This window comes from Arthrobacter sp. efr-133-TYG-120 (assembly GCF_030209785.1).
Taxonomy (GTDB): domain Bacteria; phylum Actinomycetota; class Actinomycetes; order Actinomycetales; family Micrococcaceae; genus Arthrobacter.
In genome coordinates this window covers 205004-219693 of sequence record NZ_JARVRI010000005.1, presented here as the reverse complement: position 1 = coordinate 219693, position 14690 = coordinate 205004, and the positions used below count along the sequence as shown (strand labels likewise).

The 14690-nt window shown below is 64.3% G+C and carries 10 protein-coding genes and 1 tRNA gene; 7 read left to right on the top strand and 4 right to left on the bottom strand.

The window, feature by feature from the left end; all coding sequences use genetic code 11:
* The first annotated feature begins 15 nt into the window (after positions 1 to 15).
* Entirely contained in the window at positions 16 to 465 is a 450-nt protein-coding gene (locus QRN51_RS04345) for an RrF2 family transcriptional regulator (RefSeq protein ID WP_284753446.1), read from the top strand.
* A 152-nt stretch (positions 466 to 617) separates the two neighbouring features.
* Positions 618 to 1778, top strand: a complete 1161-nt coding sequence (locus QRN51_RS04340; protein WP_059388629.1) for a globin domain-containing protein — start codon at positions 618 to 620, stop codon at positions 1776 to 1778.
* Here the strand turns inward: QRN51_RS04340 and QRN51_RS04335 are convergent.
* From QRN51_RS04335 to QRN51_RS04325, 3 genes are all read right to left on the bottom strand, one after another.
* Positions 1775 to 2389 (bottom strand): TetR/AcrR family transcriptional regulator, encoded by a 615-nt coding sequence (locus QRN51_RS04335; protein WP_284988767.1) that lies wholly within the window; start codon positions 2387 to 2389, stop codon positions 1775 to 1777. The two genes, QRN51_RS04340 and QRN51_RS04335, sit on opposite strands and share 4 nt — an antisense overlap.
* Position 2390: 1 nt before the next feature.
* Positions 2391 to 4976: a PEP/pyruvate-binding domain-containing protein gene (locus QRN51_RS04330; RefSeq protein WP_284988766.1), complete on the bottom strand. Its 2586-nt coding sequence runs from the start codon at positions 4974 to 4976 to the stop codon at positions 2391 to 2393.
* A 169-nt stretch (positions 4977 to 5145) separates the two neighbouring features.
* Positions 5146 to 6972 carry a phosphoenolpyruvate carboxykinase (GTP) gene (locus QRN51_RS04325; protein WP_284988765.1) on the bottom strand — a complete coding sequence of 609 codons (1827 nt, stop codon included), beginning with the start codon at positions 6970 to 6972 and terminating at the stop codon, positions 5146 to 5148.
* Positions 6973 to 7255: 283 nt separating this feature from the next.
* Between QRN51_RS04325 and QRN51_RS04320 the strand changes: the two genes are divergently transcribed.
* A tRNA-Arg gene (locus QRN51_RS04320) sits at positions 7256 to 7329 on the top strand.
* A 596-nt stretch (positions 7330 to 7925) separates the two neighbouring features.
* On the opposite strand, the gene QRN51_RS04315 is transcribed toward QRN51_RS04320, so the two are convergent.
* Positions 7926 to 8654, bottom strand: coding sequence for a FadR/GntR family transcriptional regulator (locus QRN51_RS04315; protein WP_284988764.1), 729 nt, complete (start codon positions 8652 to 8654; stop codon positions 7926 to 7928).
* Between the two features lie 364 nt (positions 8655 to 9018).
* Here QRN51_RS04315 and QRN51_RS04310 point away from each other — a divergent pair, with 364 nt between their 5' ends.
* From QRN51_RS04310 to QRN51_RS04295, 4 genes are all read left to right on the top strand, one after another.
* Positions 9019 to 10659 carry an ABC transporter substrate-binding protein gene (locus QRN51_RS04310; RefSeq protein WP_284988763.1) on the top strand — a complete coding sequence of 547 codons (1641 nt, stop codon included), beginning with the start codon at positions 9019 to 9021 and terminating at the stop codon, positions 10657 to 10659.
* 99 nt (positions 10660 to 10758) lie between these two features.
* On the top strand, positions 10759 to 11715 hold the full coding sequence (locus QRN51_RS04305) for an ABC transporter permease (protein ID WP_059388624.1): 957 nt from the start codon (positions 10759 to 10761) through the stop codon (positions 11713 to 11715).
* A 2-nt stretch (positions 11716 to 11717) separates the two neighbouring features.
* Positions 11718 to 13856, top strand: a complete 2139-nt coding sequence (locus QRN51_RS04300; protein WP_284988762.1) for a dipeptide/oligopeptide/nickel ABC transporter permease/ATP-binding protein — start codon at positions 11718 to 11720, stop codon at positions 13854 to 13856.
* Positions 13853 to 14659, top strand: a complete 807-nt coding sequence (locus QRN51_RS04295; RefSeq protein ID WP_284988761.1) for an ATP-binding cassette domain-containing protein — start codon at positions 13853 to 13855, stop codon at positions 14657 to 14659. The genes QRN51_RS04300 and QRN51_RS04295 overlap by 4 nt, the downstream gene beginning before the upstream one ends.
* The last annotated feature ends 31 nt before the right edge of the window (positions 14660 to 14690 follow it).

Sequence of the window (14690 nt, the reverse complement as noted above, 5' to 3'; positions counted from 1 at the left end):
CGTAAGCTTGAGGGCATGAAGATCAATGCCTTCGCGGATGTGAGCCTGCGTGCGCTCCTGGTTCTGTCGTCCGCGCCCGCAGGTGAACTCCTGACGACCCAGAATATTGCAGACGCCGTGGGGACTCCGTACCACCACGTCAGCAAGGCCATTGTTCGGCTACGGGAGCTGGGCCTCATCGACGTCGAGCGCGGCCGCAAGGGTGGATCCCGGCTCAGCGCCGCCGGACAGAAGGCCACCGTTGGCCACATCCTGCGGGAGTTGAATAACAGGCCCGACCCCGCCGAGTGCCAATCCGTGCATGGCGACTGCCCGCTGATTACCGAGTGCGGCCTGCGCCACGCCCTGGCCCGCGCGAGGGAAGCCTTCTACCGGGAGCTGGACGACGTCGTCGTATCTTCCCTGCCGCGCCTTCGGCAAATGGCGCCGGCATTCCAGGCGATCGGGTTACGCCCCGGACTGTAAGCCTGGTTCCAGCGCGTCCTGTCATCTCCGGGCTGTCGATTCGCGAAATCCTTCTACAGCGTGTAGAACTTTAGCTATAGATACTTGCATTCCAAATACAAGTATTGATTCCGGTCCGCACTCACCCACGGGCCACTACGACAGGAGTACCTATGCTCTCGGACAAGTCCTTCCCCGTCATCGAGGCCACCTTGCCGCTCGTCGGCTCACGGATTGGCCACATCACCCCCAAGTTCTACTCCCGCCTGTTCGCTGCGCACCCCGAACTGCTTGATGGGCTATTCAGCCGTTCGAACCAGCGCTCCGGCACCCAGCAGCAGGCCCTCGCTGGAAGCATCGCCGCGTTCGCAAGCCATCTGGTGAGCAATCCCGGCACCCTGCCGGAGACGGTCCTGTCCCGCATTGCACACCGCCACGCTTCCCTGGGGATCACCGAGCCGCAGTACCAAGTGGTCTACGAGCACCTCTTCGCCGCCATCGCGGAGGATCTCGCCGAAGTCATCACTCCTGAAATCGCCGAAGCCTGGACCGAGGTCTATTGGCTCATGGCGGACGCCCTGATCAAGCTCGAAAAGGGACTCTACGCGGCGCAGGCCAACGGAAAGATGTGGAGCCCCTGGAAGGTCGCGTCCAAGACCCCCGCGGGCACCGGGTCCATGACTTTCATCCTGGAGCCGGCCGACGATACCCCCATCACCGCAGCCCTGCCCGGCCAATACATCAGCGTCAAAGTCACACTCCCGGATGGCCTGCGCCAGGTCCGCCAGTACTCGCTTTCGGGCGACGCCGGCACCAGCCGCAGCTTCACGACCAAGATCGACGACGGCGGCGAGGTCTCGCCCGTGCTGCACGGAACCGTTGGGGTCGGCGATGTCCTGGAGATCTCCAACCCCTACGGAGAGATCACGCTCAAGGATGGAGACGGCCCTGTGGTCCTCGCCTCGGCCGGTATCGGCTGCACGCCTACGGCTTCCATCCTGCGCTCGCTCGCCGATTCCGGCTCCAGCCGCCAAGTCCTGGTATTGCACGCGGAGAGCAATCTGGACAGTTGGGCCCTGCGCGGGCAGATGACGGACGACGTCGAGCGCCTGGACGCAGCCGAACTCCAGCTCTGGCTGGAGGAACCGCAGGCCGGGGCCAACGCGGGCTTCATGTCACTGCGCGAGGTGGACCTTCCGACCGACGCCTCGCTGTACCTCTGCGGACCGCTGCCGTTCATGAAGCACATCCGCAACGAAGCCATCAACGCCGGAATTCCCGCCACAAAGATTCACTACGAGGTCTTCGGTCCGGACATCTGGCTCGCTAACTAGCAAGCAGCAGACGACCCCGGCCCAACCAGAAGTGGCAGCATCACCTCGTCCACCACGTGCACCAGATAATCGTCGTCAATCGGTGCTCCGGAGAAAATGAACCGCTGCCGCAGCAGGGCGGGGCCGGCCTCGATCCTCGTCTCCGTGGCCACGCTGGGATGGCATTCGCCGCGGGCCGCGGCTTGCTCAATGATGGCGCCCATGATCCTTGCTACGTTGCCGCGAGCGTACTCGTGGACCTCAGCCGCCACCGTAGGATTCTGCAGCGCCTCCCCCAAGAGCCCGCGCATGGCTTGCCCCACTGCTCCTTCCAGTTGTTGGGCCACGAGCCGCAGTATCGCCAGGGCGTCTTCGCGCAGGCTGCCGGTATCCGGCGCGGAGGCGGGGCCAGGCATGGCATCGTATGCTGCCTCGAGGACGAGGGCCGCGCGTCCGGGCCACCGCCGGTAGAGCGAAGCTTTACTCGCCCTGGCGCGCACGGCCACGCTTTCCATGGTCAGTGCCGCGTAGCCGGATTCGGCGATCTCGGCCCGGACCGCCTCGAAGATCGCGCTGTTCAGGACCGCCCCGCGGCGGCGCGGCAGCTTCCGGTGGTCCGGCTGCTGCGGCATCTCAAGATCCCTCCAGAGAAGCGGCCGGCAGGACCACTCCCAGGGTTCCGTCCACGAGCACACGCTGGCCGTCAACCAAGGTGCTGGTGCCCGAACCGGTGCCCATAACGGCCGGAATCCCGTACTCCCTCGCAACAATCGCCGCATGCGAGCCGAGCCCACCGGCGTCCACCACAACCGCGGCTGCCCGCTGGAACAGCGGCGTCCAGGCGGGGTTGGTGTACGGGCAGACGAGGACCTCTCCGCTGCGCAGCCGTCCGAACTCTGCCGGCGTACGGATCACACGAACCGGCCCGGTTGCTTGGCCGCGGCTGGCTGCCGTGCCGGAGACGAGGACCCCTTCCATCTGGCGACCCGGGTGGCCTCGGCCAAAGAGCAAAGCCGGATCGAGCAACGGGATGCCTTCGAGTTCTCTCCGCTTCGCCGCCCGAGCCAGAACCAGCGGCCTGAGACGGTCGCGGAGCGAAGCCGGCAGCGCGCCGTCGTCGTTGTCTGTGATGGACTCAAGTTCCTCGAACCGCAGGTGATGGATTTCGTCCGGCTCCTCGAGCACCCCGGCGAGCACCAGCCGGCGGCCGAGTTCCCGGTACGCCCGGCGGATCGGCGGTATGGCCTTGGTGGCGTAGAAATGGCTGTCCTCGCGGAACGCCATGCCGGCTTGGGCGGACTCGACGGCGGCGAGCACCCTCCGCCGTAGCGGTTCGAACCGGAGAGCCGGGTGGCATTTCAATTCCGCAAGCGCATTCCCGGCCTGGTCCGCTTTTAGGGGCCGCTCTCCCGACATGGCCTTGACCAGCCCAAGGACCACTTCGGGGGCATCGGACCACGTGGGCGAACTGCTGAGGACAACGCTCGTGGTTTCACGGTGGCCATACTCGAGTTGGAACGCGTCGAAGGCCTCACGGAATGCACGATGTCCGGATTCTTTTTCCAGCAGCCCAAGGATTTCGCGAGGGTCCGACTCAAGGAGCGCGCGCGACAGCCCGGGATCGTCCGCCGCGATGGAAGCGAGCCGTTCAAGTGCCCGGTTTGCCTGGCTGGTCCGGGTTTCCGCCCCAGCGATCAGCGAGGGCGCAAGCTTGATCTTGCCCAGGAGCAGAAGCATGAAACGCATCTTCAGCACCGGCACCGGAATGCCGGGCAGGTAGGAGACCCTCAAATCCGTGATGCCCTGCATCGCCGCGAAGCATTCCCGGGCAAATGCAACAACCGCACTCCATCGCAGCGGGCCGAGGTCCTTGCCGTTCAGCCTTTCAATGTTGTCGATAAACAGGGAGAAACGTGGATCCCGGGTCCAGTTGGCGGCTTTGAACCGCCTCGACCGGTGCAGCAAGGACACCGGTGCGGCAAACGTCCGGATGGTCGGGCGCGGGACGGGTGGGATGAGTTGCACCACCACTCCTTCCTCCTCCGGCAGCAAATCCTCCACCGAAGGGAAGACCACGCCCACGCTCCCGGCCATGCCATGCAGCATGGCAAGGATTCCCCGGCTCATCCATCCGGATACATCCAAGGGATACGGCCGCGCCTGGAACATCTCGATGAAGAACGGCCCCACCCGACGTTGGACCGCGTTGAGGACGGGCGGTTGGGGCGGCAGCGCGGTCATCGGCCTCGACTGCAGCATGTATAGCGTGCCGCCTGCCGCCGCCCACTCGATGTCCTGCGGCCGGCCGAAATGCCGCTGGGCCTTCTTTCCCAGCGTTGCCAAATCCGCCAATTCCTCCGCGGCGAGCCCGGGCGTCGCTCCTTGCGTGCCGGAGCTTTCTTGGGTGCCGCCGCCCTCGGCCGCGCTGATCACCACCTCGCGGCCGCCGGGCGTGAAACTTAGCGCTTTTCCCGAACCGTCCAAGACGTAGTGCTCCGGCGTCACCCTCCCGGAGACCACGGCCTCCCCCAGCCCGGGGTTCGCGTCCACCACCATTTCGCTGCGCTCGCCCGTGACCGGGTTCGCCGTAAACAGGACGCCCGCCATGGCGGCCGGTACCATTTTTTGCACGACCACGGCGATGGCCACCTCGTGCGGATTGATCCCCTGCCGTCGGCGATAGGCCATGGCCCGGTCCGTCCACAATGATGCCCAGCAGTTGGCGACCGCCTGGACTACGTTGTCCCCGCCTTGCACGTTGAGATACGTGTCCTGTTGACCGGCGAACGCGGCTCCCGGGAGATCCTCCGCCGTGGCGCTGGAGCGGACCGCGACCGCCCCGCCGCCCAGCCCCGCATAGGCATCGAGGATCTCCTGCCGCAGCCAGCCGGGCATTTCCGTCGCGGCAAAAAGGGCCCGAAGGGCCGCACCGTCAGCACCCCCGGTGCCGTCACCGGCGTCGGCGTCGGACGCACCGCCGTCGGGGGCCTCTTCAGGCCCGACGGACAGAAAGCCGCCCAGCGCGGCATCCACGTTTGTTTCCGCCAGGAAGGACAAGTACGCGCCCGTGGTGATGATGAAGCCCGGCGGCACCGGGAACCCTTGGCGCACCAACTCCCCCAGCGCGGCACCTTTTCCACCGGCAACTGCGACGTCCCCAACGCCCAAAGCGGCCAAGGGCGCGGTGGTCCGTGTTGCGTGCCGCTGGGAATCGTCCATGGCCCGGCTCCCCTGAATTAGAGAACTGCTGGTTCTCTAAAAGCTACGCTCACGCCCATCGCGGCACAATGCTCCACAGCGACTGCTCCAGGATGCGGAAATGACGACGGTCCCGCACCAAAGTGCGGGACCGCCGTGGGGTCGTGCAGGTGGACGTCCGTCTGGTGGTCTAGGCCAGGCGAGCCTTCAGGCCGTCAAGCTCGGCGAGCAGTGCGGCCGGCAGGGATCCGCCGAACTTTGCGTACCATTCCTCGATCGATGCCAGTTCGGTTTTCCACTCCGAGGCGTCGACACGCACTGCGGCTTCCACCTCGGCGGGGGTCATGTCCAGGCCTTCGAGATCGATGGACTCGCCGGTCGGCACGAAGCCGATGGGAGTCTCGACGGCGTCGGCCTTGCCTTCAAGGCGCTCGATGGCCCACTTGAGGACACGGGCGTTGTCACCAAATCCGGGCCAGGCGAAGCCACCCTCGGCAGTGCGGCGGAACCAGTTGACCAGGAAGATCTTGGGCAGTCGCTCAGGGTTGGCCTTGGCGGACAGGTTGACCCAGTGGTTCAGGTAGTCGCCTGCGTCGTAGCCGATGAACGGCAGCATGGCCATGGGGTCGCGACGCACAACGCCGACGGCGCCGGCCGCTGCAGCGGTGGTCTCGGAGGACAGCGTCGAGCCCATGAAGATGCCGTTGGACCAGTCGCGGGCCTCGGTGACCAGCGGGATGGTGGTCTTACGGCGGCCGCCGAAGAGTATCGCGGAGAGTTCCACGCCGTCGGGGCTGAAGTATTCCTCGGCGAGCATGTCGATCTGGTCGATCGGCGTGCAGAAGCGGGAGTTCGGGTGTGCCGCGGGCTTGCCGGAGCCGGGAGTCCAGGAGTTGCCCTGCCAGTCAGTCAGGTGCGCCGGAGTTTCCTCCGTCATGCCTTCCCACCACACGCCGCCGTCGTCGGTCAGCGCAACGTTGGTGAAGATGCTGTTGCCCTTGGCGATGGCGCGCATGGCGTTGGGGTTGGTGCCCCAACCGGTGCCGGGTGCGACGCCGAACAGGCCGGCCTCGGGGTTGACGGCGCGGAGCTCGCCCTCTTTGCCGAAGCGCATCCAGGTGATGTCGTCGCCGAGGGTCTCCACCTTCCAGCCCTTGATGGTGGGGTCGAGCAGCGCGAGGTTGGTCTTGCCGCAAGCGGAGGGGAATGCCGCAGAGATGTAGTAGGTCTTCTGCTCGGGCGAAGTCAGCTTCAGGATCAGCATGTGCTCGGCCAGCCAGCCTTCGTCACGGGCCATGACGGAGGCGATGCGCAGGGCGTAGCACTTCTTGCCGAGGAGGGCGTTGCCACCGTAGCCGGAGCCGTAGGACCAAATGGAGCGCTCTTCGGGGAAGTGCACGATCCACTTGTCCGGGTTGCAGGGCCACGCGACGTCGGCCTGGCCGGCTTCCAGCGGAGCGCCCAGGGAGTGCAGCGCGGGGACAAAGAAAGCGTCGGTCTGCGTGATGCGGTCGAGGACGTCGGTACCGATGCGGGCCATGATGCGCATCGAGGCGACAACGTAGGCGGAGTCGGTGATCTCGACGCCGAACTTCGGATCTTCGGCATCCAGGTGGCCCATGACGAACGGAATGACGTACATGGTGCGGCCGCGCATGGAGCCGGCGAACAGCCCGCGCAGCTTCTGCTTCATCTCCGCCGGAGCCATCCAGTTGTTGGTGAAGCCGGCGTCGTGTTCCTTCTCAGAGCAGATGAAGGTCTGCTCTTCCACACGGGCTACGTCCGCGGGATCAGAGAATGCAGCGAAAGAGTTGGGGAAGAGCTCTTGGTTCAGCCTCTTCAGGGTCCCGGCCTCGACGAGCTCGTCGGTCAGCTTCTTGTTCTCAGCTTCACTGCCGTCAACCCAGTGGATGCGGTCCGGCTGTGTCAGCTCGGCAACTTCCTCCACCCAGGCCAACAGGCGTGCATGCGTAGTAGGTGCCTTCTCAAGCAACGGCAGTCGCGCCAGATCGCCCATCGTGGTTCCCTTCCTCGGGTTCAGTGGTGTGTCCTAAATGCTAGGGGTCGCGGAGTAGACCAATCTGGGCTCGGACATGGGATCTCTTGACCATTTCGGAGCAAAACCCCTAAAAATCAAGGATCCGCGTCAGCGATTGGCCAAATTTAGTGACCAAGGTCACATAGACCGGTCTAGTTAGGCAGATTACACCGAGTCGATTTGGCACGAACGGGGATCTCGCGTAAAGTTTATTGAGGTTCGAGGGGGGAACGAGTTTGAAACTCCCGAGAATCACCAAGATGCGCCCATAGCTCAGCTGGATAGAGCGTCTGTCTACGGAACAGAAGGTCAGGGGTTCGAATCCCTTTGGGCGCACAAATGAAGACCCGCACCGGACCCGGTGCGGGTCTTTTTTCGTCAAATTCCGGGCCGGGTTGGTTGGCGCGCCTCGCCTCGTGGGTTGCGCGCGCCGTCCTGACCCTCTTTGCCGCCCCGCGGCCACCACATGACGAGACTCGCCGTGTCGTAAGCGCTTTCCCAAACCAAAGAAGGTCAGGAAGGGCAGCCCTTCAAGAACCCGAAGGACTCCCCCGGCACTACGCGGCCAGCAGACCTCACTCCACGGCGGAGGTGCGCCTACGATTCTGCTGGATCACAAGCACTCCCCGGGCCCGGCACCCTTGGAATCACACGGCCAGAGACCTTCGGCAGGGGGAATGATCCAGCAGAATCCGCCACCTACCCAGGGCATCGCTCTACGATCCAACGTGCAAGCCGACGCCCTCGCCGTCCTGACCCTCTTTGCCGCCCCACGGCCACCACATGACGAGACTCGCCGTGTCGTAAGCGCTTTCCCAAACCAAAGAAGGTCAGGAAGGGCAGCGTCTCCGGGGGTTGCGCGCAAAAGGCAAGGGCCGCCGTCGTACTTCATGAAAAGTACGACGGCGGCCCTCGGGCTTGGGTGCCAGGCCTCAGACTGCGACGGCCTCGCTGATGCGGCGGCGGATTCCGTCGAAGTGACGATTGAGCAGTTCGGCGGCCGCGAGCTTGTCGCCGGTTGCGACGGCGGTATAGATGCTTCGGTGCATGGCCGCGGTGGCTACAAGATCTTCGTTGTCGGAGCCGATCTCCACGTGGATCTTCCGGTAGACCTTCCAGAAAACGCCCATGAGATTGATGAGGAGCTCGTTGTTCAACGGCTCGAACAGCCGGCGGTGGAACTCAGCGTCGGCGGCTACGAAGTTCTCGCCGGAGGCTGCGAGCTCCTCCATCTGCTTGACGGCCTCTTCGATCAGGGCGAGCTGTTCAGCGGTCATCACATCCATGGAGGATCCGATCAGCCCCGATTCGAGGGCCTGGCGCACGTCCACCAGTTGCAGCGCCTCGAGCCCCTGGTGGCGCAGGGACAAGCGGCCCCGGAACGTCAGGCCGTCGGCGAGCGCCTCGAAGTTGCTCGGGGCGACGAACATGCCAAAGCCGTGGCGGATCTCGATGACACCCAGCGCCTGCAGCACTTTCAGCGATTCGCGCAGGGTGTTGCGCCCTACCCCCAACGCCACGGAGAGTTCATTTTCCGTGGGCAAAGGATCGCCCGCCTCGAGCTCGCGCTCGAGGATCAATTCCATAATGTCCGACTGAAGGGCCCTGAGCCGGGCCTGTGCGCTGAACCGCGCCTGCGGAACGACACCGGAAGTGGTCATGGCTCTCCTTGCAAAAGTACCCCTCCCTGGCCCGGATCCTTTCAGGACCGGGGACAAGGAATCAGTGCAGTGTTAATGTTGAGGTGAGCCTAGCGCCCACCGTGGATATAGTGCTTCGCAACATACAATATCGGATGTCCCATCTCCTTGATAGATGTTCGCCTTTATTTTTCACCGAGCCCCGGGCCCGAATCTCGCAGGGTAAACCGCGGCGCCGCGCCCACCGGCAGCACTCCGGCAGCACCGCCGCGACCGCTCCTCCGGCCACCAGTGATCCAGATCTCGCTTGACGACTTCATGTGACCACCCTTACAGTTTCTTTACGAGCATCGGATGTCCTACATCCGATAACCAGAAAACTTGAATGGTGAGGCATCTTATGAGCAACACGATTAACACCCTGCCGCTGGTCAGCGACGCCAGCCGACGCAACTTCCTCAAGCTGACCGGGGCGATTGGAGCCGCGGCAGCGTTCACGGCCACCCTGTCGGCATGTGGCGGTCCTGCCTCCACCACAACGGGCGCAGCAAACAACACTGCGGCGGTCAACAAGGATCTCACCATCGAAGCAGGCATCTCCTATGCCCTGTCCACGGGTTTCGACCCGATGACGTCCTCCGGTGCCACGCCGCAGGCCGCCAACCTGCACGTCTTCGAAGGCCTCGTGGAACTCCACCCCGCCACCCGCGAGCCTTACAACGCGCTGGCCGCCAGCGACCCCAAGAAGGTCAACGACACCACGTACCAGGTGACCATCCGCGACGGTGCCAAGTTCCACAACGGCGCCCCTGTCACCACCGACGATGTTGTCTACTCCTTCACCCGCGTGATGGACCCGGCCAACAAGTCCTTGTTCTCCCAGTTCATTCCCTTCATCAAGGACGTCAAGGCCCTCGATGCCAAGACAGTCGAGTTCTCGCTGAAATATCCTTTCCCCGGCTTCGGACCGCGAATCTCCGTGGTGAAGGTGGTGCCGAAGGCGTTGGCCTCGTCCGACCAGAAGGGATTCGATGCCAAGCCCGTCGGTTCCGGCCCCTACAAGCTGATTTCGGCAGTCAAGGACGACAAGATCGTCTTCGAAGCCTTCGCCGACTACAACGGTCCCAAGCCGGCACTCGCCAAGGGCATGACCTGGCTGCTGCTCTCGGACGCGGCCGCCCGTGTCACGGCAGTCCAGTCAGGCCGTGTCCAGGCGATCGAAGACGTCCCGTACCTGGACATGGACGGGCTCAAGTCCAAGACCCGCGTTGAATCCGTGCAGTCCTTCGGCATGCTGTTCCTGATGTTCAACTGCGCCAAGGCCCCGTTCGACAACAAGCTGGTCCGCCAGGCACTCCACTATGGACTGGACAAGGACGCCATCATCAAGAAGGCCTTGTTCGGCAATGCCAAGGCTGCGTCGTCGTACTTCCAGGAAGGCCACCCGGACTACGTCAAGGCCAAGAACGTCTACGGCTACGATCCCCAGAAGGCCGCGGACCTCCTCAAGCAGGCCGGCGTGAGCAACCTCGAATTCGAGCTGCTCACCACCGATACTGCCTGGGTCAAGGATGTTGCCCCGCTGATGCTTGAATCCTGGAACAAGATCCCCGGCGTCAAGGTCACCGCAAAGAACCTGCAGTCCGGCGCCTTGTACTCGGACAGGGTTGGCAAGGCCGACTTCTCCGTGGTTGCGGCCCCGGGCGACCCTTCCGTCTTCGGCAACGACGCAGACCTGCTCTTGAGCTGGTTCTACTCCGGCGCCACCTGGATGGCCAAGCGCGCCTACTGGACCACTCCGGAGAGCGCCACCCTCCAGGGCCTGATGGACAAGGGCTCGCAGGCCGCAGCCGCCGACGCGAAGAAGATCACCGGCCAGATCGTGGACCTCGTCTCGGACGAAGTCCCGCTGTACCCGCTCTTCCACCGCCAGCTCCCCAGTGCATGGGACGAAAAGAAGCTCTCAGGCTTCAAGCCGCTGCCCACCACGGGACTGTCCTTCATCGGCGTCGGCCGCACGTCCTAGCCACACCCAACTGGCTCGCATTTGTTGTCGTTTAGACGGCTCAAAACGACACTTACTGCGAGTCAGTTGGGCCCCCGCACCAAAGCAACCGGAGAACAAATGGTCATGATATTGCGTCTGCTTGGACGTAGGCTCGCGGCATTGCCCTTGATGATCCTGGGCATCACGCTGTTGGTCTTCCTCGTCCTTCAAGCAGCCCCAGGCGACCAGGCCAGCACGGCCCTCGGCGAAGGCGCCAGCGAGGCCGCCAAACAGCAGTACCGCCAGGACAACGGCCTGAACGATCCCCTGTTCGTCCAGTACTTCCGCTTCCTCGGCAGGCTCCTGCAGCTCGATCTCGGCGTGACCACCCCGCCGTCCAAGTCGGTGGCAAGCATGATCGCGTCTGCCTTCCCGCTAACCCTCCAGCTGACGTTCCTCGGCGTGATCATCGCCGTCGTGCTCTCGCTGGTATTCGGCATCATCGGCGCCCTTTACCGCGACAAGTGGCAGGACCAACTGGTCCGGATCTTCTCCATCGCGGCCATCGCCACCCCGTCCTTCTGGCTTGGCATCCTGCTCATCCAGTGGTTCGCGCTCGGTGACAACCCTCTGTTTCCCTCGGGCGGGATCGCGACGCCGGAGTCCGGCTTCGGCGGTTGGCTCAACTCGATGGCGCTCCCGGCCCTCGCTCTCGGCATTCCGGTCTCCGCTTCCCTTATCCGCGTGGTCCGCACGTCCATGGTGGAGGAACTGGACCGCGACTACGTCCGGACAGCCATTGGCAACGGAGTTCCGTACCGCGAGGTGGTGTCCCGCAACGTCCTGCGCAACGCGCTCGTGACTCCGGTGACCGTGCTGGGACTCAGGATCGGCTACCTCCTGGGCGGCGCCGTCGTGATTGAAATGATCTTCGCCCTTCCGGGCATGGGCCAGCTGATCCTCAACGGCATCACCAACCTGGACGTCAACCTGGTCCAGGGCGTGGTCCTCACCATCTCGGTCACCTTCGTTCTGGTGAACATCGTGGTGGACCTCCTGTACCTGCTCATCAACCCCCGAATCAGGACGGTATAGCCATGCGCAGCAAACTTGCTGAACGGCTCAGCGCCCCGGGCGTCCGCTTCAAGTCCCTCCCATGGGGATCGCGTTTTGCCCTGTTGTTCCTCGTGGTCATCGCCCTGGCGGCGATCTTCGCGCCCGTCATCGCGCCGCACGATCCCCTGGAAACGTTCATTCCTGCGCAAGCTCCGGACGGCGACCACTTCTTCGGCACCGACCGCCTGGGCCGCGACGTCTTCTCCCGGCTCCTATACGGCTCACAGTCTTCGCTCATGATCGGCCTCGGCGCAGTGGCCCTTGCGATCGTCGTCGGCGCCGTGCTTGGCTCGCTCGCCGCGACGTCCAGCAAGGCCGTCAACGAGATCGTCATGCGCCTCATGGACATCCTCATGGCGTTCCCAGGCATCGCCCTCGCAGCTGTGCTCCTGGCGGCGTTCGGCAACTCGGTGCCCACCATCATCGTCGCGATTGCGATCATCTACACCCCGCAGCTCGCCCGCGTGGTCCGCGCCAATGTGCTCTCCCAATACGGTGAAGACTACGTCCGCGCCGAACGCGTGATGGGCGCCGGCCGCGCCTACATCCTGCTCAAGCACATTGTCCGCAACACTGCGGCCCCGGTGCTGGTTTTCGCCACGGTCATGGTGGCCGACGCCATCATCCTCGAAGCATCGCTGTCCTTCCTCGGCGCCGGTGTGCAGGATCCCGCGCCGTCGTGGGGCAACGTGATCTCCTACGGCCGCAACCTGGTCCTCTCCGGCGGCTGGTGGGCAACCACCTTCGCCGGCCTCACCATCCTGCTCACCGTGCTTGCGCTGAACATCCTCGCCGAGGGGCTCACCGATGCCATGGTGAACCCGAAGCTGCGGAAGGCGCCGGTCGTGAAGGACGACGACGGCGCTGCCGCTGCCTTTGCGGGCGCCGCGGTGGCGGGCGCCGCCGTCGATACCGAGATCGCGACGTCGGTGGCCCAGTCTTCCGTGGTGGAACAGCACGAGCTCGACGGCGTTCGCGCCGCCAACGGCGATCCGCTCTCCGAAGAGGACTACGCGGCGTCCGTCCTGAACGATCCGAGACTCGCAGCGGAGAATCCGCATGCCTTGCTGGACAAGGAACTCGAGCTCCTCGCATCCATCGAGGCCAAGCGCACGGACCGGCTCCCCCAGGTTCCCGCGGACGCCAGGAACGTTCTGGAGGTCAAGAACCTGTCCATCCGCTTCCCGGGCCGCTTCGGCGAGACCGCGATCGTGGACAACGTCTCCTTCACCGTCCGCGAAGGCGAAACCATGGGCCTGGTGGGCGAATCCGGTTGCGGCAAGTCCATCACGTCCCTCGCGATCATGGGCCTCCTGCCAAAGACCGCCGAGATCACCGGTTCCATCGTCTTCGACGGCAAGGAACTCCTGGATTCCGGCTCGAAGCACAGCAACAGCAAGGCCTACCAGGGCCTGCGCGGCGAACAGATCGCCATGGTCTACCAGGATGCGCTGAGCTCGCTCAACCCATCCATGAAGATCAAGGAACAGATGACCCAGCTGACCAGGCGAGGCGGCCGCAAGACCCCTGCCGAGTTGCTGGAAATGGTCAAGCTCGATCCCGTCCGCACCCTCGCCAGCTACCCGCACGAGCTCTCCGGCGGCCAGCGTCAACGCGTCCTAATCGCCATGGCGCTCTCACGCTCGCCGAAGATCGTGGTGGCAGACGAACCCACCACCGCCCTCGACGTCACCGTCCAGAAGCAAGTAGTGGAGTTGCTCAACGAACTGCGCGAACAGCTCGGCTTCGCCATGGTCTTCGTCAGCCACGACCTCGCCCTGGTTGCCTCCTTGGCGCACCGGATCACGGTCATGTACGCCGGCCAGGTGGTGGAATCCGCACAGGCTTCGGAGCTCCTGCAGAACCCGCGGCACGAATACACGCGCGGTCTGTTGGGCGCGGTCCTTTCGATCGAAGCCGACGCCGTCCGCCTCCACCAGATCCCAGGCACCGTCCCGTCACCGCGCGATTTCGCTCCAGGCGACCGTTTTGCGGCGCGTTCGTTGAGGCCCGACGCCGACCCGAACCAGCAATTGGTCCTCGCCGTTGTTGAACCCGCCGGCGGCGGAGCAGACCGGGACCATTACTGGGCCAGCCACTTGAAGGAGGACGCAAAGTGAGTGTTTCAACCGGCAAACCGGTCATCGAGCTCAAAGACGTCAAGGTCCACCACCGGGCACGCACGGGCGGCCTCTTCCGGCCCAACATCGTCAAGGCAGTCAACGGCGTGGACTTCAGCATCAGCCGGGGCGAAACGGTCGGCATCGTCGGCGAGTCCGGCTGCGGCAAATCAACGCTCGCGTCAGTGCTCGTGGGACTCCAGGCCCCGACGTCGGGCCAGGTGCTCTTCCACGGCAAGCCGGCCATCAAACGCAACGCCCGGATGCGCAAGGAGTTCGGACGCGCCGTATCCGTCGTCTTCCAGGACCCCGCAACGGCCCTCAATCCACGCATGACCATCCAAGACATCCTCACCGATCCCCTACAGGTTCACGGCATCGGCAACGCCGCGTCGCGCTCGACCAAGGTCAAGGAACTGCTGGCCCTCGTCGGCTTGCCACAATCGGCGGCCGAGGTCACGCCGTCGCAAGTCTCCGGCGGACAGCGCCAGCGCGTGGCGATCGCCCGCGCCCTCGCCCTGGACCCGGACATCATCGTGGCGGACGAGCCGACGTCGGCCCTCGACGTTTCCGTCCGCGCCCAAGTCCTCAACCTGCTGTCTGACCTGAAAACCCAGCTGAACCTCGGCATGGTCTTCATTTCGCACGACATCCAGACTGTCCGCTACGTCTCCGACCGCATCTGCGTCATGTACTTCGGACAGATCGTCGAAGAAGGCCCGGCCGCCCAGGTCTTCGACAACCCGAGCAACGACTACACCAAGAAGCTGCTCGGCGCCGCGCCCAGCCTGCTCCACACCTAAGTTTTTCCCATCCAGATCCAAGCAACGGAGA